Raw genomic sequence first — 18,905 nt, 5'->3', positions numbered from 1 at the left:
TAAAATATAGATGAGGTGCTTTTATGAGCGGAGTAGTATCTAAATAGGGACAATTGAATGAAATAAATTAAATAAGCAAGACGGGTATTTTTTGGAGAATGAAGGTACCCTTTATTTGCTTATGGATTTATTTCACTGCCTATGAAGATACCTACAATGCTTTATAAAGGGTTCGGCATTTGTCGCGAAAGAGGCGTCTGTTTTTACAGAGCTTTCTTTCGTGATATGTGTTTAGACACCTTATGAACGCAAAAAGCTGTGGGATCACCACAGCTTTTTTTGTTTACCTTTTTCATTGCCTTCTAATAAATAGGTATCTTCATATGTGATGACAAATCATAGTGAGGAGAAAAACCATGAATACGATGACATTTGAAAAATTGCAGTATCAGGAATTAAAAGAAATCGTAAAATCTCACTGCGTAAGTGAGCTGGGAAAACAATTAATGGATAAACTTCAGCCAAGCACATCTCTTAAAACAGTAAAAAACCGACTTAAAGAAACAACGGAAGCACGAAGACTTCTAGATGCTGAGAAATCACTTCCGCTATCAGGTGTCTCAGGTATAGGAAGAGTCATCGAAAAGCTTGAAAAAGGCATGATTTTAGAGCCCGAGGAGCTAATGCGCGTATCCGATTTTTTAAAAGGCTGCAGAAAAGTAAAACAATATATGGTGGATAAAGAATTTTTTGCTTCGCTCTTAAGTTCCTATGCCCATTCGATGAAAGAACTGACAGGTATAGAAGAGAAAATTAATTTTGCGATCAAAGCCGGAAAAGTAGACACTGCGGCAAGCAAAGAGCTCAAGCGTATCAGAAGACATATAGAAGGAACGGAAGCGAAGATTTCAGAACAGCTTGCGAAATTTTTACGAAACGGGAAAAACAAAGAGTATATTCAAGACTTCTTCATCAGTAAAAAAGGAGACCGCTATACGATTCCGATCAAGGCATCCTATAAAAATCATGTTGGAGGAACGATTGTTGAAACATCTTCTAAAGGGTCGACAGTGTTCATAGAGCCGGCATCTATTACAAAGCTGAATGCGGAACTAGCGATTTTGAAAGCAGAAGAAGAGGTAGAAGAATATCAAATTTTAGCGTTTTTAACAGGTTTAGTGTTAGAGAAGCTAGCTGATATTCATATTAATTTAGAGCTAATTAGCCAATACGACATGGTGTTTGCCAAAGCAAAATACAGTAAACAGGCAGATGGAATCGAACCTAAAATTAATGATTATGGATATATTCATTTAAAAGGCGCAAATCACCCTCTGTTAACTGGTAAAATTGTTCCGCTTCACTTCGAAATTGGCGAGAATTATCGAAGCTTAATTATTACGGGACCTAACGCAGGAGGAAAAACCGTTGTCTTAAAAACGATTGGGCTACTGACACTCGCTACAATGTTAGGATTTCATATTACAGCTGATGAAGGAACAGAAATTGCATTGTTTGAACATATTTTTGTCGATATCGGTGACAACCAAAGTATTGAAAATGCGCTGAGCACCTTTTCCTCACACATGAAAAATATATCCGCTATTTTGCAAAAAGCAACGAACAATACGCTGCTCCTATTCGATGAAATTGGCAGCGGCACCGAACCGAATGAAGGAGCTGCACTTGCGATTGCAATCTTAGAAAAGTTTTATCACATGGGCTGCATAACGGTCGCGACTACGCATTACGGAGAAATTAAGCGTTTCTCAGAAATTCATCCTGACTTTATGAATGCCGCGATGCAGTTCAACAGTAAAACATTAGAACCGCTGTATCAGCTGTTAATTGGAACATCTGGAGAAAGCAATGCGCTTTGGATTTCAAAGAAGATGAAGGTAGAAGAAGAGATTTTACAAAAAGCAAAGTTCTATATGGAAAGCAAATCGTATGATACAGAAGTCGTCAGAGAAAATAAAATAAAAAAACCAACTATTTTGAAGGAAAAGAAAAAAGACCGTGTTGAATATCAAATAGGAGATCGAGTAAAACTGTTAGATTATGAAAATCATGCGATTGTGTATAAGTCTAAAGACAACACAAACAATATAGTCGTACTCTATCAGAATGAGTTAATTGAAGTAAACGTTAAGCGAGTAGCTCTTGAAATCAAAGCTGCTGAATTATATCCCGAAGGCTATGACCTCAATTCGTTATTTATTAGCTATAAAGATCGAAAAGAGCAGCATGATCTGCAGCGAGGATCAAAAAAAGCATTGCGGAAAATTGAAAAAGATATACGCGAAAATAGTTAAAAAAGAAACCCAGCACTTATAAGAAAGTACTGGGTTTTGTTTTTATGCAGCTTCTCAAAAATACATAGCGCCCTTTTGTTAATGACTTAAAAGGTAAGGCGGTTTCCTTTAGCTATATTAGTAATCTATAGGTATAAAAAACATCTCTCACCTCTCTAATATACCTGAGAGACGCGTTTAATAAATTATTCGTTTGTCGGAACGGGAAGACTCTTGAGCGTTGTAAAACAAAAAGCCATTTTTTTCGCAAAATGTAAAGGAGGCTCTACAGATTGAATATGAAGATACATAAGGACCGGTTCTGTAAAAAGCCAATGGTTATGCAAAGCGCTTACGATAAGACCTTGCCGCGCAGCAGCTTCTGTAAAACGAGGGATTTCTTCTTGTAAAATAGCAATTTCAGCCAAGTTTAACGCGTTTCCCTGTCCGTCTATCGCCTCAAAGGATACACCAACAGGAACGACAGAGCTGCTTTTCCGCCCTTGAACATGAGCTTGAAAGCTTCTTTTAAGCGACACTGAGCATCCTGTTGGACTAACTTTGCTTTTAGCGTTTAAAATCTGGCCAAACTGCTGACAAATTTCACTTGTAGTATACATATAAGCTCCTGCCTTTCTTCTATACTCTTAGTAAGCTTTATGACATAAGAGCTTCACTTATGCAAACAGTGTTCTTATAAAAAAATCCCCTTCACGATGAAGAGGATTTTTTTATTATTCAGCATGCGATGAGCGTTCGTTTAACAAATTTTCATAAAAACGGGCAAGTGAAGCAGAAAGGTATGGAATAGACCATAAAAAGCCGATTCCTATTGTAATAATACTTAATAAAAACCAGCCAAGAAAGCTTAGCAGCAGCAGGAAGTACTGTCCTTTATAACCATTCATCAACCTGCGGCTTTCTGTAATCGCTTGATTCATCGAGTAAGTAGGATTGTCTTTACAAATATAGTACGTTTGTGAATATGCCAGTGCTTTGATAATTCCAGGAATCAGTAAAAGCAGTGACCACAGCATCACATAAAGAGTCATGAGTACATAAATTCCTAGTGACTTTACATAGAGACCGAAGTCTTGGAATGTTTTAAACAAATGTCCCAATTGGACAGATTCACCGCGCGCCAAACCTAAAAATGCCCAGTAGTTCGCCATGAGAAGAGGCGAAAAGACAATAGCAAAGGCAGTTGAAATCCATGACGACGAATCAGATTCATCTTTCATCCAATTGTCATAGCCGCCGCTTGCCACAATTTCAAATGGAATAGGCAGAAGTGTATATACTCCGTACGTCACCACCGTCAGTAGAATCGCAAGTCCCCAGCGATTCTTTAAAGAAGCTTTAGCTTCTCTTTTAATCGTACCGATGTTCATGTTCTTCCTCCTTTAATGTTGCAAAACAGTATCTTTTTGCTTGTATCAACATGTAAACCATGCACAATTGTTAATTTTGTATGAAATGAAAATAATAGTCAATAGGTTCTGAGATGAAAAGCAAAGCTCCTGCGAAAAATTTTTACTAGACAGATAGAAATCGCTAAATAGGGACAATCTGCTTTTGAAGAAGGAGGAGGTGCAAAAGCACTGTGTGCGATGCTTTATTTTAGTATGAAGTGAAATCCTCATGGAAAGACTTTCTAAGATAGGAGGGATTTCTATGTTTGAAATGATTAAAATGATGCAACAAGTCTTAAATGAAAAGGAATTTTCTTATTGGGTTCATCAAGATCTTTTTAGTGTTCAATGGTGGCTCATAGTGGTGATAAACGCTCTTTTTCTGCTGCTCGTTTTTTTTATCAGCTTTGACATAGTCGGTTTAGTAAATGAATTCGGGAAATTTTTTAACCTGTGGTGCTACCCTCACCAGATGCTTCCGTTTACAGATCGCTTCAATACAGTTGACTTTGCTATTATTCCGGTAAGTATCGCACTCGTCTACCAATTTTTCAGCAAATGGAAATTTTTCTTTATCGCACATATCGTTACGTCTGCCGTTATTGCTTTTATAGGTATTCCGATATTCAAATCGCTGTATTTGTACCAATTGCTGAACTGGTCGATTTTTTATTCATTTCTTACCGTATTCGTCATGGGAATTGTCGTGAAAATGATTAGCGATTGGATTGCAGGTAAGAAAAAAGGCTATAGCGTTAGCTAAACAAATAACACTCCTATCTATTCAGATAGGAGTGTTATTTGTTTAAGTGAAAACTGCAGTATGCCTTTATAATGAATATAAGAAAGAATGAGAGGAGACTGTAAAAGTGGAAACAGCGAATATCACTCAAACATTTTATGAATTAGAATGTATGCACTTAAAATCAGAAGTACGAACCTCTGCTAAAGAGCTTTCAACCATTCTTGCAGATGATTACGTGGAGTTTGGCAGCTCGGGCAGGGTATGGAAACGAAAAGATTACAATACCAATCATGTACTTTCGCCAGATGTATTCGAAATCTCTCATTTTCATATAGAGGTATTGTCTCCTGACTGCGTATTAACTACCTATCATCTTATGAACCATACGGCAGAAAAAAAGACGCTTCGCAGTTCTATTTGGCGAAAAAGAGAAGAAAAGTGGCGTTTGTTTTTCCATCAAGGCACAGTGACAAACGGTGATCAATAAATAAGATTATTCGGTTATTATTATACTTTCCCTCTATTTGATGCTATGATGAAAGTATATTTTGACGTAAGGGATGTTTTGAGATGAGCAAAAATAACGTAAAAAAAGAAGTGTTCTCATGGATTAAGTCCATTGTTATTGCATTGGTTATTGTAGTGGGAGTTCGCCATTTTTTATTTGCGCCAACTACGGTTCACGGTGAATCGATGTATCCAACGTTTGAAGATTCAAACCGCGTTATTTTAAATAAAATCAGTGATGTTGATCGCTTTGATATGATTGTATTTCATGCACCGGATGCAGATGAAAATTATATTAAACGTGTAATCGGACTACCAGGAGATACGGTAGAAATGAAAAACGACGTTCTATATATTAACGGTAAAGCTTATAAAGAGCCGTATTTAAAAGAATCTAAAAAATCTCTTGCACCTAATGAAAAATTCACGGAAGATTTTACGCTTCAAACGCTGCCTGCAACTGATGGCAAAGTGAAGGTACCGAAAAATTCACTCTTTGTAATGGGGGACAACCGTCCTGTAAGTCATGATGGACGAGCATTTGGCTTCATTCCACAAAAATCAGTTATCGGAAAAGTGCAGTTTCGCTACTATCCGTTAAATGAAGTAGGCGAACCGAAATAAAAAAGGGAAAAAGGCTGGCGGAATTTAATTCGCCAGCCTTTTTTATCGGGTTAAAAGAACTGATTTAAAAAAACGATTTGCTTTATGTGAGTTAAACATCTTCTAAGAAATTAGTAAATTAGACCTTGTTTTTTTCTTTGTTTAGGAAATCATAAGGGTGTTTAAAAAGGGACTTCTAGGTGCCTATGTTACTTCAAAGTAAGAGTAGGTACTGATAGGTAAGTAGTTTTTATGGGTATACAGATATATGAAGATAAAGAAACAAGGATTTTGGAAAGGAGCAGGTCAGCATGAAAAACGTATTAATCATTAATGGACACGAGTATTATAAAAAATCAAAAGGAGAGTTAAATCAGACGATTTTTAACGAAATGCAGCATTTACTCGCTGATCAATTTGACATTAAAACAACGGTGGTTGATAAAGGCTACGAAGTAGAAGAAGAAATTGAAAAGTGGCTGTGGGCTGATGTTGTGATTATGCAGACGCCTATTTACTGGTTCAGCATTCCCGGAAAGTTTAAGCAATATATTGATCGCGTGTATATGGATAATATTTTCTTTAAAGGCTCCAATCAATACGGGCGAGGCGGCTTATTAACGGGGAAAAAATACATGTTTTCTCTCACGTGGAATGCGCCGGAAGCTATTTTCGACAATGACGAAGCTTTCTATGAAGGAAAAAGTTTAGACGAAGCCATTATGCATTTGCATAAAATGAATCAGTACGTCGGTATGAGTCCACTTCCAACTTACTCTATTCATGACGTAGTCAAACATCCAAATATTGATCACTACAAGCATAAATTAGAAAATCATGTAGCAGAAGTATTTGGAATAGGAGAGCATCAATAAAAGTATAGCCGTTCGTTTTCTGAGAGTATCCTTAGATTTTACAGCTAGTAAAAGAAAAAAACATAAAAAAGCTGCTTTCTATCCATGTAATGGATAGAAAGCAGCTTTTTTACGTGACAGTTTCAAACTTCAGGGTGTGAGGTGGGATAGTTTTTGTTTACCCGTCTATATCTAAATAAAACAATCTAAATGATAATGAAGTAGAAATTATTTATTCCGTTTGTTTATAAATTGTTTAAATATAAGAAGAAGCCGTTTAGCTTTGGAAAATAAGGGAAGAAGCATACTAACTTGCCTGTGTATATTTAGAAAAGGAGGGATAAAGATGTCGTTAGCTCATTTTGATGATATTTCAGAAATTTGCTATGCATGTGAAAAACAGCCTCTTGGGAAAAGACAAAAACGCATTGGCGTATGGACGGAAAAAGAAATGAGAAAGCCTGTTGAAGAGAGAGTAGAAAATCAGAAGGTGGTTGCCCTTTCTCGTTAATGTAAAAAAGCCTTTAGCTCATCTAAAGGCTTTTTTACGTATTGGCGTTTGGACATGTGTGAAGGATCATAGAAGCAATCGTTATAAATCTTCTAGTCTTTGAACTTTTTTGCCTTCTATTTTATGCTGTTCCATTGTTTCTTTTAACTCTTTGTTCGCCGTTGTCATCGTTGTTTCATTTGTTACGCCCATAAATGACCAGCCGTGAGATTCAAGCCAGTACTTGAATTCCCGTAAAAACTCTTCCTGCGTTCCTCCCGTATGATAAAAAGCTCCTTGAATTGTAATAGCCGGTTTCTCCGTGTTATACGTCACATACATTTTATTTGCACACATCCAAATAGACCTCCTTTATTAATAAACAAACGTAAATTGACAAAGAAGCGCTGAATCATTCCTCAATAGTTACACTATTTCTCTATTTGACTGCTGTTTTCCTTTTTATCTCGGCGATTAATCATAATTAAATCAAGTTTTTTACAGAAAGAGAAATGTAAGTAAATAGATAAAAAGCTCGTTTCGCAATGAAATCGTCATATTTCTACATATTCTTTAAGGGTCATGTAAAAGTTGTAACATAATGAATGGCACTGTAAGAAACTTAATCCAATTAGAACAAATGTTACTGTTTTTTTTAATGAAAAGGCGAATCTATGTGCTAAGGTAATAACAGGTTCAAATTTTAGGAGGTAGTTTTTGTGAGTAAAAAACGTGTAAAAAAATGGGCAGTTGCTTCTGCAGCGTCTGTAGCATTTCTAGCAAGTCAAGGAACAGCATCAGCAGCAGCTTCGCACAAAGTCGTAAAAGGAGATACCTTGTGGGGGCTTGGCCAACAAAATGGGGTTACGGTAGATGAGCTGAAAGGTGCTAATAACCGCCAAAACGACATGATTTACGTTGGAGAAACATTAACGATTCCTGACCAGGGACAAGCACAACCTGCCGCTAGTCCGGCAACATCTGTACATACAGTAGCACAAGGCGAAACGTTATATCATATTGCAACACAAAACGGCATGACTGTGGATCAGTTAAAAGCTGTTAACGGTTTACAAAGTGATATCATTACCATCGGACAAACGTTAAAACTTCAAGGAGAAGCACCGGCGCCGGCACAAACTGCTCCGTCTACATCGGTTTCTGCACAAGATCAAGATTTACTAGCTAGATTAGTAGAGGCAGAAGCAAAAGGTGAGCCGTACCAAGGAAAAGTAGCGGTAGCAATTGTGGTATTAAACCGTGTAGCTTCACCGGAATTCCCAAATAACATTCACGACGTTATTTATCAGCAGCTAGGAAACGGCGTATATCAATTTTCACCAGTAGCAAACGGAGCAATTAATCAGCCTGCATCAGAAGAATCAAAACGAGCGGTAAGCGAAGCATTATCAAACCCGCATGAAAACGATGCGCTGTTTTTCTATAATCCGAAAATCGCTGAAAGCCAATGGGTTGCAACGCAGCAAGTAACGGCCGTTATCGGAAACCATGTATTTGCAAAATAAGTAGATTTCTTTCAAATATAAACATATATTTCATATATATGTAATTGTGCTCCAAAGGGGTTGCGACAAAAGTATGTTGGTTAAAGTTAAATCCGAACCATTAATAGTTATTAATGGTTCGGATTTTTTTGTTGTTATGGTGAACGTAGATTTCATGTATGTAGTTGTTTCAATCTCTTATGTATGAAGAGAGAAATATCTATTTTTAAGTCTAATTGAACCTTAAAATGCCTTAACAGATGGATCTGTTAAGGCATTTTTTTGCTTAAGTTTTGAGAAAACCATTGATTATTTAGAGAATAATGATATGATAAAGAAAGTCAATTGATAATGATAATCATTTACATATGATGTAGAGGAGGAGATAACTAGACTTCTAGATGAAAGAAAGGAGCAAGGAAAGTTGAAGTTTTATCAGTTAATTCTTGTGTTTGCTGTACTATCGATTTTGTCTCTTTTTGTAGGAGTACAAGATCTGTCAGCAATGGATCTGTTTCATTTAACAAAAGAAGAAAGCCAAACACTGTTTTTTAGTCGTTTTCCTAGGCTTTTGAGTATTATTATGGCAGGAATGAGCCTTAGTATTTGCGGATTAATTATGCAGCAAATTACGCGAAATAAGTTTGTATCTCCAACAACGGCAGGAACGATGGACTGGGCAAGACTTGGTGTGTTGATTTCTCTACTAGTATTTGCTTCAGCAAGTCCTCTATTAAAAATGGGCATTGCTTTCATTTTCTCACTTGCGGGAAATCTATTGTTTATGAGAATACTAGACAGAATTAAATTTAACGATACCATTTATATTCCACTAGTTGGTTTAATGCTCGGCAGTATCGTAAGTTCCCTAGCTACCTTCATCGCTTACAAATACGATTTGATTCAAAACCTTTCTTCATGGCTGCAAGGCGACTTTTCTCTAGTAGTCAAAGGGAGATATGAACTTTTATACCTGAGTATACCGCTCTTAATAATTGCTTATCTTTACGCAGATAAGTTCACGGTTGCTGGTATGGGAGAAAGCTTTTCAATCAATTTAGGTGTGAAATACAAACAAATCGTAAACATTGGATTAGTCATTGTTTCGCTTATTACGTCGATTACGATTTTGACCGTCGGCATGCTGCCTTTTTTAGGATTAATCATCCCAAATATCGTATCGATTTACCGTGGAGATCATTTGCGAAAAAGTCTGCCTCATACAGCGCTGCTTGGAGCTGTGTTCGTACTTGCGTGCGATATTTTAGGCAGAGTCATTATTTTCCCTTATGAAATCTCTATTGGGCTAATGGTCGGTGTAATAGGAAGTGCGATCTTTCTTTTTATGCTGATAAGGAGAGGTCGTTATGCATAACAAACATAAAATCATCATTCTCGCCGCGCTGGCCATTTTATCAGTGGCCCTGTTTATCAGCTACGATTTAGGCTACTGGCAGTACACGCTGCCGCGAAGAATTGAAAAAGTCGCTGCGATTGTTTTAACCGGAGGAGCCATTGCGTTTTCATCCGTTATCTTTCAAACGATTACTAATAATCGAATTCTAACCCCTAGTATTCTAGGACTGGATTCACTATATTTATTTCTGCAAACGTTTATTGTGTACATCTTTGGCTCGACGAATATTGTCATCATGAACAAAAATCTTAACTTTCTTCTTTGCGTTTCGCTGATGATTATCTTTTCGGTCTTGCTTTACATACTGATGTTCAAAAAAGCCGGTAAGAATATTTTCTTTATTTTACTGGTTGGAATTGTGTTCGGCACGTTATTTAAAAGCATGTCTTCATTTATGGAAATGCTGATTGACCCGAATGAATTTCAAATTGTACAAGATAAATCATTTGCAAGCTTTAACAATGTTAATACCGATTTGCTATACATAGCAGCCGTCATTTTTATTCTGCTGGGTATTTACGTGTGGCGCTTTACGTCCATTTTTGATGTCCTGTCGCTAGGAAGAGAACACGCGGTAAATTTAGGGATTAATTATGACGGGCTCGTCAAAAAAATGCTGATTGTGATCGCCATTTTTGTCTCAGTAGCTACAGCGTTAGTTGGGCCGATCACCTTTCTTGGACTGCTTGTTGTGAACCTTGCGAGAGAGCTGTTCAAAACGTACAAGCACACCTATTTAATGATGGGATCACTGCTGCTTAGTGTTATAGCCCTCGTCGGAGGAGAATTTATTGTTGAAAAAGTGTTCACCTTCAGCACCACGCTGAGCGTCATCATTGACTTTGCCGGCGGAATTTACTTTATTTATTTGCTGCTAAAGGAGAATAAATCATGGTAGAAGTAACAAATGTCAGTAAAACATACGGAGAAAAAACCGTCTTAGAAAAAACATCCGTCGTGATTCCAAAAGGGAAAATCACGTCATTTATCGGCCCAAACGGAGCGGGGAAAAGTACGCTGCTTTCAATTATGAGCCGTCTCATTAAAGCCGACTCAGGATCAATATCAATAGAAGGAAAAAATATAGAGAATATTGACAGCTCAGATTTAGCCAAAAAAATGAGTATTTTAAAACAGTCCAATCAGCTGAATATCAGGCTTAGCGTACGTGAACTCGTAAATTTTGGCCGGTTTCCTTATTCAAAAGGCCGGTTAACAAAAAGCGATGAACAAGCGGTTGATCAGGCGCTGAGTTACATGAAGCTTGAAGGTATTCAAGATAAATACTTGGATGAACTGAGCGGGGGACAGTGTCAGCGGGCTTTTATCGCTATGGTCATCGCACAGGACACGGAGTATATCTTCTTAGATGAACCGCTCAATAACTTAGATATGAAGCATTCTGTTGAAATTATGAAGCTGTTGAAACGTCTTGTAGAAGACTTAGGCAAAACGATTGTGATTGTTATTCACGATATTAATTTTGCGTCTGTCTATTCGGATTACATCGTGGCGCTTAAAAACGGTGAAGTAATCCGTGAAGGCCCAACAGAAACCATCATTCAAACGTCTGTATTAAAGGATATATACGATATGGATATTCCAATCGAAACGGTTGGCAGCCAGCGTATTTGCGTGTATTTTTCATAAAATTTATTCATGAGGTGACGAAAGTGAAAAAAGTGTTAGTAATGTTTGTAGCAGTCTTAACTGCGATTGTTGTAGCCGCTTGCGGTAATCAAGGAGCAAAAGAAACAACAGGTGGAGAAAGTAAGCAAAAAGAGACGGTAACAGTAACCGATCAGTTCAATAAAGACGGCATTAAAATTAAGAAAAACCCTAAAAAAGTTGTAGTATTCAGCATGGGTGCACTTGATACACTAGATAAACTAGGGGTTGAAGTAGCGGGCTTGCCAAAACAAGCGATTCCTGAGTATTTATCAAAATATCAAGATGATAAGTATGCGAATGTAGGTGGATTAAAAGAACCTGATTTTGAAAAAATTGCAGAATTAAAGCCAGACTTAATTATTATTCAAGGGCGTCAAGCAGATTCATTTGATGAATTCTCAAAAATCGCGCCGACGATTTATATTGATACAGACACCCAGCACTACATGGATTCATTTAAAGAAAATACGAAAGTACTAGGACAAATTTTTGATAAAGAAGATCAAGCGAAAAAAGAGCTAGCAGCAATTGACAAGCAAATTGCAGATTTGAAAAAACAAGCGGACAAACTAGATAAAAAAGCGCTTGTCATGATGGCGAATGATAGCAAAATGACAGCGTTTGGTCCGGGTTCTAAATATGGATTAATTCACGATGTCTTCGGTATTAAGGCTGCAGACGACAGCCTAGATCCATCGGCTAAGCATGGCCAAAGCATTTCATACGAATATTTAGTTAAGCAAAATCCAGACTACTTATTCGTCGTTGACCGCGGTGCAGCGATTGGTGAAAAATCTTCCGCTAAACAAATTGTTGAAAATGAGTATGTAAAAGAAATCAACGCGGTGAAAAACAATCACGTTGTGTATCTTGATCCAGGCCTTTGGTATTTATCTGGAGGAGGCCTTGAGTCAATGGCTGGCATGATTAAAGAAATCAAAGCAGGGATAGAGAAGTAATAGAAAAAAAGAGCTGGTTTTGACCAGCTCTTTTTTTTTGCATGCAAAGTATTCACGGTTCCATGACTGTAAAAAGACCGCTACGAGCAGTTTTTTTGCTTATAACAAAGGGTGTTATCCACGTGTTTCAATGAAGGTTTCTTTTAGCTACCCAGAATAAAAAGGTCGCATATGGAAACAGTAGTTATGTGCAGATGTGAGAAAGATGGCACGCTAGAATATGTTAAGAAGAAAAGAAACAGTGAAAAATCCTATAGCGGACAAAAATCTACATAAGTTAGTTCAAAAAACAAGCAATATTAATAAAAGGAGTGTTTGATATGTATTATTACAAAGAAGGATTAATCAATGGCATTAAACCGGATAAGCCCGATCCAGCGGCGGCGAAGGTACTGCAAGAAGCCTTAGGCGGGCAGTTTGGTGAAATGCGGACGATGATGCAATATTTCTTTCAAAGCTCTAACTTCAGAGGAAAAGAGACGCAGTATCGCGATTTAATGAAAGGTGTTTTTTTAGAAGAAATAGCTCACGTAGAACTCGTTCAAAATACCATTAATGCATTGTTAGATGAATCTGGCGGAGCCGGGGTAGGAAGTCAAGGTTCAGATCAGGCTCCTCTTGATGAAGCCGTAAAACATGCTAATCCTCATCACTATATCATGGGCGCTCAAAGCTCACTGCCAGTGGATGCGGGCGGAAATCCATGGAACGGCTCATGGGTTTATAATCACGGAAATCTAGTGGCTGATTTGCTCAATAACGTCGTATTAGAATCAACCGGTGTTTTACAAAAAACAAGAATATACGAAATGAGTTCTAACCAAACGTTAAGAGAAACGCTAGGTTTCTTAATTGTTCGAGATAATGCTCATCAAAATGCGTTTGCAAAAGCTCTTGAAACATTAGGCGTGGACTGGGGAAAACTATTCCCTGTACCAAATTATGATATTAACAAATACCCTGAATGCAGAAAATTTGTCGAGATGGGGTATCATAACACGCAATTTGATTTTAGGTTAGATCCGCATCGAATGGGAGAAATATTCCAAGGGCAGACGCCAAGCAGAAATGGCGGAGACTTGAGTGTAACACCTCCACCGGAAGCTTTTCCAGTCCCTCATTTACCTGAAATGCCCAATGAGCATGCTCCAGGTTTAGGAGATATGAACGCGTAAAAGTACCTGAATCGACTTTAATTACACACAGCTAAAATAAATAAAAAGCATTGACTTAGAGCTAGTAGTCAATGTTTTTTATGCTTCTAAGCTAAATGCTGTCGTTCCTCTAAAGGCAAGAACATCTCGCCGTTTGCATAAACTCCGGATAAACCGGTTATTTTACCTCTGTGTATTAATTTAATTGTTTTTTATAAGAAGAAAAGGGAATACTTTCTTTAATCACTTGTGATAGAAAGCTAATAAGGGGCATGCTGCTATGAGTAGTCAACAAGATGAATTTTTATTTAAACGAGAGCTCTATCGCTTAGTACAAGAATACAAACGCTGTAAAGCTGAAGAAATTAGACGGGCAATTAAAAAGGATATTCTTCTTTTGAAGAAGGTTATAAATAACTAAAATAGATAGACACCGGCAAAAAAGCTCATGTTGGTTAATAAATGAGCTTTTTTTCCTGCTTTAAACTTGTTCAAACGAATTAGTATGTCTATAAACGGTATTGGGAAGATTATGGATCATGTTAAACAGAGCTAACGCAGTTGTTTCTGCTTCTTCATAACGATAAATAATATCGTTTTCAATATCGCAGATTTGAAAACTGTTTAATTGTTTTGAATAACTTAGTGTAAACCTATTGGCAAGAGTATGAGTAATGTCGCTATCTCTATAATTTACTAAATTTGCTGTCATGTGCTTAATTTCAGTTAGGTTCATCCACCAAGTCACCCTTTCATGTTATTGAGGTTATCATACCATGTGCAGGTAGTTTAAATGCTGTTTTTTACAATTTGTAACAACAATTTTCAAAATGAAACATAAAGGTAATAAAAAGTTAAAACGAGCAGCTAAACGGAAGCTGAACATTTCCTATGAGGGTGTAGGATTTTCGTTGCAGTAGGTCAACTCCAACTTTTTATCCGCGATTTCTTTTAGCCCAATATGAATCATACTGAATACCAAAACCCGTAATATAACCGTTAAAATCGTATGTCCAGCGGGAAAAATACCTAGTATAGGTGAGTCCCAAAGAGCGTGCATAAAAACGACAAGCAAAAATACACCGAGAAATTTTGGTTTTATCAACATGCTCCACTGAAATTTCTTATTTCCTTGCACGATGCAGATGGCAGCTCCAGTCAAGGCAGCCCAAGCCACATGTCCTCCAGGAGCAAAAATACTGCGCCAGAGTATTGTAGAATAAAGCATGTGAAAGCTCCCGGAAAGAAGTGCTCGCAAAGCATAGCCATCGGTTTCAAAAGCAGCAAAACCAGCTCCTATTGCAGCTCCTAAGAGAAGACCGTTAAGGATATATCTATATTTAAGATCGCGTACAAAATAAATAACCGCGATAACTTTAGCCAGTTCCTCACATATCCCAATCACGATCACGTTTGTGTTATTGCCAAGAATATCATAAAACACAAGTGCTAATAAAAGTGAAAGGATTCCGCCAATAAAAACGACATAAACAATTTTGTAAACAGCAATATTCTGCGGAGCGTTCATTTCCCAAAAGAAAATGAGAGTAGTAAATGGCACTGCAAAAGCACCAACTACAATAAGACCGGGTATGAAGTTGATGTTTTCGAACAAGCTTACGCCTAGATATAGCCCTAAGTATGCAACAAGCGCAATAAGAAAGACCCTTGCAAAAAGCCAAGGCTTTGGCCATGTATTTACAACTTCTTCTATTTTAGGAGTTGTAAGCCCTGTTCCTACAATAAAAAGCCGTTCAGCTTCCATTTCACTGTGCTGTCGGAAGACTCGAGAGAATATATTTCGAAATTTAGGTTCAACTGAACGTTCATTTCTTGGAATTTTATCAACACGATGGGCAAACAAGTAGAATATGCTGTAGTTTTCGTCCTGTTTTACGATTTCATGGCCTCAATTTAAGCAGAATTTTACCCCTTCTGGATTAGAATAAGCGCAATGGGGGCATTTCATTTATCTTCCTCCTTTTTCTAGATACAAATCGTTTGACGCTTGTCTTATGACATCTTCTACATATATTATGTGAACTGATGAAAAAAGCATAAGAGGGTTTGATAGGTAATTTGCTTAAATAATGGAATGGTATGTATATAAAAGACAGAAGCTATTGCTAAAAGAGACCTCATGAAACCAAAAAAGGCTGCGTCATAAGGCGAATATTCGACTTGTGACGCAGCTCTTTATATGATTAAAAATGTGGGTTTAAGCCTGTTTTCTTTACAATACTACTACGCAATAAAAAAGCTTCCTGAAATAAAAACGATGACACCAATGACCATCATTAATGTTTCGCGGTCTTTTTTTCCTGGTTTTTTATTAGCAGGAAGCAGCGATTTTGAAAGAGGCTTGGCAAAAATGATGATAAGCATGCAAACAGCAGCAAAGATGCCAAGCGCCACCTGAAAATTACCTTCAATAAAGACGCATGCCATTAAAAGTACAAGACTTATTTTTAGAAAAATTTTTGATAGGTTCACTATCAACACTCCTTTAGAACACTTAATATGAAAGACTTAGTGATTTTCTTATGTGCCTGTTGTTTTCTACGGCTTGAAGGAGAAAATGAGCGACGTCAGAACGGCTGATGTTGCGTCCGTTTTCTGGTATGCTAGCTTCTCCTATACGATAATACGCAGTTAATGGACCGCTCGTTAAACCCATTGGCCGAGCAACAGTCCAGTCGAGTCCGCTTACCTTCAAGAGCTTCACGGCTTCGTGATGATCGCGAAGCACATTTTTTAAAATACGCTGAGCAAGCCAGCCCGTCATGCCTGGAATTTCTCCGTCGATTCCGGCAGAAGCCGTGTAGGCGATACGCTGAATTCCGTTTTCGTTCATACATTGAATCAGCAGATTTGTCGTTTCTACTAAAAGGGTAGAATGCCCTAGATTTTCGGTTCCAAGACAAGAAATTACTGCATCACACCCTCGCATGGCCTGACACACTTCATAATAATCAAGCACGTCGCCTTGTATGATGTGTACGTTCGCATGCGTTATCTTAAGTTTAGATGGATTTCGCACAAATGCTTTTACATAATGTCCGTTTTTAATCGCTTGCTTTATTAATTCCTGTCCGGTCCTGCCGCTTGCGCCAATCAAAAAAATGTTCATACGATCAACCCTTTCGTTTCAATGTAGGTAGTAAAAACGAAATTTTCTTTTACCATAACACATTTTTCTCGATTTAGCTTGTCAAAACATAAAAGCTGCTTACGAGATTCACCAAAGTAAGAGGTATCCTCTGTTCTTTTTTAAAACTTATGTCATAGACTGTCTAGAAAACAAAGAAATGTACGAACGGTTTATAAAGGTGTTTAATGCTATAGAAGCGAAAGGGTATGATAGGAATAAGGGACGAACAGAAGGGGCGATGCACTATGAAAAAATCGGTAAGCCGAGCACGCGTTATCATAGTACTAATAGGTTTTCCGCTCATCTTTCTCATTATGGCGCTTGTGACGGGTGAGTGGCGATATATGACTTGGACCATTCCGCCTGCACTGATGTCATGTTGGACGGCACTCTTTGTATTAAGGAAGCAAGAAGAAAGATAACAGGAAATTTGAACTATTGCATCGAATTTATAGAAAAAGTATAAAATGATAGAAAGCTATAGTAAGAAAATCTAATGAAGGACGGTGTGAAGATGAACGGACAACAGTTATTGTATGGGTTGCTTACGTCTAAAGGCGATATCCTAAGAGCTGCTTATGTGTTATGTGACCACCGCATTTATACGGAAATGTCAGCACAGTATCAGCAAACGGAGCATACGGATTTTCAAGCGTCATTGGTAGAAGAAATGAAATTGCTTGAAAAACAGCCTGAAGTAGACATGCATCTGCATATTTTGCTTGAAATGGCGAAGTTTTTTGAACTTCCTGTTTCCCATGCTACAACAAATGGCGAGCTGTACGAGCTAAGCGATAACATTGGAAATTTGCTTGTATCTAAATACAATGAGCTGTTTTCAATTGCACGCTGTCATACGCTAGAAGACGTAATGCGTCATCAAATCCGGCTGTTCTTTCATCTAATTGATTCGCAATACATGATTGCTACAAATCGTCAGCAAGCTGTGTTTCAGCAGCAGCTGATGAATTGGATTGAACAGCTGCCCCCCATGTATCAGGAAAGAATGATTGATGCATTAGGAGAATATCAGCAGGAAGCACTTGTGAAACTGCTGCAGAAAAAAGGGACAATTGAACTGTACAAACAGCTTCCTCCGCACGCATACCCTGCTATTTCAGGCCTTATGGCAACCGTAATGAGTATCTTTATTCCCGTTAATTACCCGCCAGCACTGCTATTTAGTATGAATGCGCCGCTGTTTTTAATGGCGAGCTTTGAAAGTCATGAAATTATTGCAAAACGCAAAGAAGCTGGAACTTTTTTACCGCTGTTATTAGTAGTTGTTCAGCTGATGTGGACGTACAAGCTTGAGCATCAGGATGAGCTGTTGAATTATCAGTCTCTGCTGATCAAGTGGTCATCTGTACACACAGCGTATCAAGATTATATGAAAAAGAAAGAGCAGTCACTGTTTGACCGTGAACGGTTAGACAGCTTTATTTATAAAACAGAGCAGTATGTTAAGCAGCTCCGAGCTACGGAGAAAAAGACGGTGAAGCAAATTGAAACGCTCAAAACAGCCATTCGCCATCAGCTCGATGAAATGGAGCTTACGTCGTTAAACGGAGGGCTTGTGCTTCAAAAAATGATTGAAGAGCATGAATCATTAAAACAAGATGTAGAAGAACTGCAGCGCAAGCTTTCGATTAAAGGTGACTTCTTCTCTAAAGTAAGGCTGACGTTCCGTTCTGCAGAACGAGCCGTCAAAAGCAAAGTGAAAGAAGTAGAGCGTAAAAAAGTGCTTATGCAAATGACGGACTTTATTTTAGCAAATCGCTTGCCCGTATGCGTGGATATTCAAAATGAAATTTATGATTATCAAGACGAGCTGACGACGACTATTTTTCAAATTAATCAGCAGGTCGAACTGCTTGAAGAAACAAAACAAAGCCGTCAGCTAGCCGATGCAAAAGTACGCCGTTATGATCAAGAAATAAAGCGATTCGAACGGAACTATTATGGCTTAAAAGAAGGAACCGTTGAAGAAATGGCACAGTAAAACTGGGACAAACACATTTTATCCGAACGAGTTTGATTCTTGATGGAGAATCGAACTTGTTCGGATTTTTTTTATGATGGTCGTGAACATAGGTTTTATGTATGTAATTGCTTCTAGCTTTTTATTGGAGAGCAAGGCGAAGACTCCGGCCGCCTGCGGAAAGTAAAGCCCTGTACGGAAACCAACAGCGATGTCTCAGGC

23 protein-coding genes are annotated in these 18,905 nt (G+C 37.9%); 15 read left to right on the top strand and 8 right to left on the bottom strand.

Annotation, left to right across the window (positions count from 1 at the left end):
* The first annotated feature begins 356 nt into the window (after nt 1–356).
* Entirely contained in the window at nt 357–2,255 is a 1,899-nt protein-coding gene (locus LJC66_RS16920) for an endonuclease MutS2 (RefSeq protein ID WP_230933071.1), read from the top strand.
* Nucleotides 2,256–2,440: 185 nt separating this feature from the next.
* On the opposite strand, the gene LJC66_RS16915 is transcribed toward LJC66_RS16920, so the two are convergent.
* Both LJC66_RS16915 and LJC66_RS16910 read right to left on the bottom strand, forming a co-directional pair.
* A complete protein-coding gene (locus LJC66_RS16915) occupies nt 2,441–2,854 on the bottom strand; it encodes a DUF1259 domain-containing protein (RefSeq protein ID WP_195696502.1) in 414 nt (137 codons plus the stop codon).
* Nucleotides 2,855–2,968: 114 nt separating this feature from the next.
* Entirely contained in the window at nt 2,969–3,625 is a 657-nt protein-coding gene (locus LJC66_RS16910) for a DUF975 family protein (protein WP_195696503.1), read from the bottom strand.
* A gap of 283 nt (nt 3,626–3,908) precedes the next feature.
* Here LJC66_RS16910 and LJC66_RS16905 point away from each other — a divergent pair, with 283 nt between their 5' ends.
* The 5 genes from LJC66_RS16905 to LJC66_RS16885 all read left to right on the top strand — a co-directional run bounded on the left by LJC66_RS16905 (nt 3,909) and on the right by LJC66_RS16885 (nt 6,866).
* Nucleotides 3,909–4,409 (top strand): hypothetical protein, encoded by a 501-nt coding sequence (locus LJC66_RS16905; protein WP_230933070.1) that lies wholly within the window; start codon nt 3,909–3,911, stop codon nt 4,407–4,409.
* A gap of 106 nt (nt 4,410–4,515) precedes the next feature.
* Nucleotides 4,516–4,878, top strand: coding sequence for a nuclear transport factor 2 family protein (locus tag LJC66_RS16900; RefSeq protein ID WP_230933069.1), 363 nt, complete (start codon nt 4,516–4,518; stop codon nt 4,876–4,878).
* Nucleotides 4,879–4,961: 83 nt separating this feature from the next.
* Nucleotides 4,962–5,522: a signal peptidase I gene (lepB, locus tag LJC66_RS16895; RefSeq protein WP_025751067.1), complete on the top strand. Its 561-nt coding sequence runs from the start codon at nt 4,962–4,964 to the stop codon at nt 5,520–5,522.
* Between the two features lie 290 nt (nt 5,523–5,812).
* On the top strand, nt 5,813–6,376 hold the full coding sequence (locus LJC66_RS16890) for an NAD(P)H-dependent oxidoreductase (protein ID WP_028409265.1): 564 nt from the start codon (nt 5,813–5,815) through the stop codon (nt 6,374–6,376).
* Between the two features lie 325 nt (nt 6,377–6,701).
* Nucleotides 6,702–6,866, top strand: a complete 165-nt coding sequence (locus LJC66_RS16885; protein WP_013057894.1) for a hypothetical protein — start codon at nt 6,702–6,704, stop codon at nt 6,864–6,866.
* Nucleotides 6,867–6,947: 81 nt separating this feature from the next.
* Here LJC66_RS16885 and LJC66_RS16880 read toward each other — a convergent pair whose 3' ends face one another.
* Nucleotides 6,948–7,202, bottom strand: coding sequence for a hypothetical protein (locus LJC66_RS16880; RefSeq protein WP_013057893.1), 255 nt, complete (start codon nt 7,200–7,202; stop codon nt 6,948–6,950).
* A 362-nt stretch (nt 7,203–7,564) separates the two neighbouring features.
* On the opposite strand from LJC66_RS16880, the gene LJC66_RS16875 reads away from it, so the two are divergent.
* From LJC66_RS16875 to LJC66_RS16845, 7 genes are all read left to right on the top strand, one after another.
* Nucleotides 7,565–8,371: a cell wall hydrolase gene (locus LJC66_RS16875; RefSeq protein WP_013057892.1), complete on the top strand. Its 807-nt coding sequence runs from the start codon at nt 7,565–7,567 to the stop codon at nt 8,369–8,371.
* Between the two features lie 403 nt (nt 8,372–8,774).
* On the top strand, nt 8,775–9,725 hold the full coding sequence (locus LJC66_RS16870; protein ID WP_050691534.1) for an ABC transporter permease: 951 nt from the start codon (nt 8,775–8,777) through the stop codon (nt 9,723–9,725).
* Nucleotides 9,718–10,665 carry an iron chelate uptake ABC transporter family permease subunit gene (locus tag LJC66_RS16865; RefSeq protein WP_195696506.1) on the top strand — a complete coding sequence of 316 codons (948 nt, stop codon included), beginning with the start codon at nt 9,718–9,720 and terminating at the stop codon, nt 10,663–10,665. Before LJC66_RS16870 ends, LJC66_RS16865 begins: the two co-directional genes overlap by 8 nt.
* Nucleotides 10,659–11,417 (top strand): iron ABC transporter ATP-binding protein, encoded by a 759-nt coding sequence (locus LJC66_RS16860; protein WP_230933068.1) that lies wholly within the window; start codon nt 10,659–10,661, stop codon nt 11,415–11,417. Before LJC66_RS16865 ends, LJC66_RS16860 begins: the two co-directional genes overlap by 7 nt.
* A gap of 23 nt (nt 11,418–11,440) precedes the next feature.
* Nucleotides 11,441–12,397 (top strand): siderophore ABC transporter substrate-binding protein, encoded by a 957-nt coding sequence (locus LJC66_RS16855; RefSeq protein WP_050691537.1) that lies wholly within the window; start codon nt 11,441–11,443, stop codon nt 12,395–12,397.
* 320 nt (nt 12,398–12,717) lie between these two features.
* Complete coding sequence (locus LJC66_RS16850) at nt 12,718–13,572, top strand: manganese catalase family protein (protein ID WP_230933067.1); 855 nt, start codon at nt 12,718–12,720, stop codon at nt 13,570–13,572.
* Nucleotides 13,573–13,831: 259 nt separating this feature from the next.
* Nucleotides 13,832–13,972 carry a hypothetical protein gene (locus tag LJC66_RS16845; protein ID WP_176343797.1) on the top strand — a complete coding sequence of 47 codons (141 nt, stop codon included), beginning with the start codon at nt 13,832–13,834 and terminating at the stop codon, nt 13,970–13,972.
* A 60-nt stretch (nt 13,973–14,032) separates the two neighbouring features.
* Here the strand turns inward: LJC66_RS16845 and LJC66_RS16840 are convergent, their stop codons facing one another.
* From LJC66_RS16840 to LJC66_RS16820, 5 genes are all read right to left on the bottom strand, one after another.
* The gene (locus tag LJC66_RS16840; RefSeq protein WP_195696509.1) at nt 14,033–14,287 is read right to left on the bottom strand and encodes a hypothetical protein; all 255 of its coding nucleotides are present in this window, start codon (nt 14,285–14,287) and stop codon (nt 14,033–14,035) included.
* A 153-nt stretch (nt 14,288–14,440) separates the two neighbouring features.
* Nucleotides 14,441–15,415: a PrsW family glutamic-type intramembrane protease gene (locus tag LJC66_RS16835; RefSeq protein ID WP_230933066.1), complete on the bottom strand. Its 975-nt coding sequence runs from the start codon at nt 15,413–15,415 to the stop codon at nt 14,441–14,443.
* A 45-nt stretch (nt 15,416–15,460) separates the two neighbouring features.
* Nucleotides 15,461–15,520 (bottom strand): zinc-ribbon domain-containing protein, encoded by a 60-nt coding sequence (locus LJC66_RS16830; RefSeq protein WP_230933717.1) that lies wholly within the window; start codon nt 15,518–15,520, stop codon nt 15,461–15,463.
* 275 nt (nt 15,521–15,795) lie between these two features.
* Nucleotides 15,796–16,044, bottom strand: coding sequence for a hypothetical protein (locus tag LJC66_RS16825; protein WP_230933065.1), 249 nt, complete (start codon nt 16,042–16,044; stop codon nt 15,796–15,798).
* 22 nt (nt 16,045–16,066) lie between these two features.
* Nucleotides 16,067–16,681, bottom strand: a complete 615-nt coding sequence (locus LJC66_RS16820) for an NAD(P)-dependent oxidoreductase (RefSeq protein ID WP_230933064.1) — start codon at nt 16,679–16,681, stop codon at nt 16,067–16,069.
* Between the two features lie 266 nt (nt 16,682–16,947).
* Between LJC66_RS16820 and LJC66_RS16815 the strand changes: the two genes are divergently transcribed.
* Together LJC66_RS16815 and LJC66_RS16810 are read left to right on the top strand one after the other, a co-directional pair.
* A complete protein-coding gene (locus LJC66_RS16815; RefSeq protein WP_016764823.1) occupies nt 16,948–17,124 on the top strand; it encodes a hypothetical protein in 177 nt (58 codons plus the stop codon).
* A gap of 92 nt (nt 17,125–17,216) precedes the next feature.
* Complete coding sequence (locus LJC66_RS16810; RefSeq protein ID WP_050691542.1) at nt 17,217–18,704, top strand: hypothetical protein; 1,488 nt, start codon at nt 17,217–17,219, stop codon at nt 18,702–18,704.
* Nucleotides 18,705–18,905: the final 201 nt, after the last annotated feature.

The organism is Priestia sp. TSO9, from assembly GCF_021029645.1.
GTDB classification, from domain to species: Bacteria; Bacillota; Bacilli; order Bacillales; family Bacillaceae_H; genus Priestia; species Priestia megaterium_E.
This window is presented reverse-complemented; position numbering and strand designations above follow the sequence as displayed.

What these genes read in the sequence shown, in the direction of transcription:
- LJC66_RS16885 (WP_013057894.1), top strand. Translation starts at nt 6,702, where the DNA reads ATGTCGTTAGCTCATTTTGATGATATTTCAGAAATTTGCTATGCATGT.
- LJC66_RS16810 (WP_050691542.1), top strand. Translation starts at nt 17,217, where the DNA reads ATGAACGGACAACAGTTATTGTATGGGTTGCTTACGTCTAAAGGCGAT.
- LJC66_RS16920 (WP_230933071.1), top strand. Translation starts at nt 357, where the DNA reads ATGAATACGATGACATTTGAAAAATTGCAGTATCAGGAATTAAAAGAA.
- lepB (WP_025751067.1), top strand. Translation starts at nt 4,962, where the DNA reads ATGAGCAAAAATAACGTAAAAAAAGAAGTGTTCTCATGGATTAAGTCC.
- LJC66_RS16860 (WP_230933068.1), top strand. Translation starts at nt 10,659, where the DNA reads ATGGTAGAAGTAACAAATGTCAGTAAAACATACGGAGAAAAAACCGTC.
- LJC66_RS16815 (WP_016764823.1), top strand. Translation starts at nt 16,948, where the DNA reads ATGAAAAAATCGGTAAGCCGAGCACGCGTTATCATAGTACTAATAGGT.
- LJC66_RS16880 (WP_013057893.1), bottom strand. Translation starts at nt 7,202, where the DNA reads ATGTGTGCAAATAAAATGTATGTGACGTATAACACGGAGAAACCGGCT.
- LJC66_RS16890 (WP_028409265.1), top strand. Translation starts at nt 5,813, where the DNA reads ATGAAAAACGTATTAATCATTAATGGACACGAGTATTATAAAAAATCA.
- LJC66_RS16910 (WP_195696503.1), bottom strand. Translation starts at nt 3,625, where the DNA reads ATGAACATCGGTACGATTAAAAGAGAAGCTAAAGCTTCTTTAAAGAAT.
- LJC66_RS16865 (WP_195696506.1), top strand. Translation starts at nt 9,718, where the DNA reads ATGCATAACAAACATAAAATCATCATTCTCGCCGCGCTGGCCATTTTA.
- LJC66_RS16915 (WP_195696502.1), bottom strand. Translation starts at nt 2,854, where the DNA reads ATGTATACTACAAGTGAAATTTGTCAGCAGTTTGGCCAGATTTTAAAC.
- LJC66_RS16820 (WP_230933064.1), bottom strand. Translation starts at nt 16,681, where the DNA reads ATGAACATTTTTTTGATTGGCGCAAGCGGCAGGACCGGACAGGAATTA.
- LJC66_RS16845 (WP_176343797.1), top strand. Translation starts at nt 13,832, where the DNA reads ATGAGTAGTCAACAAGATGAATTTTTATTTAAACGAGAGCTCTATCGC.
- LJC66_RS16905 (WP_230933070.1), top strand. Translation starts at nt 3,909, where the DNA reads ATGTTTGAAATGATTAAAATGATGCAACAAGTCTTAAATGAAAAGGAA.
- LJC66_RS16840 (WP_195696509.1), bottom strand. Translation starts at nt 14,287, where the DNA reads ATGAACCTAACTGAAATTAAGCACATGACAGCAAATTTAGTAAATTAT.
- LJC66_RS16850 (WP_230933067.1), top strand. Translation starts at nt 12,718, where the DNA reads ATGTATTATTACAAAGAAGGATTAATCAATGGCATTAAACCGGATAAG.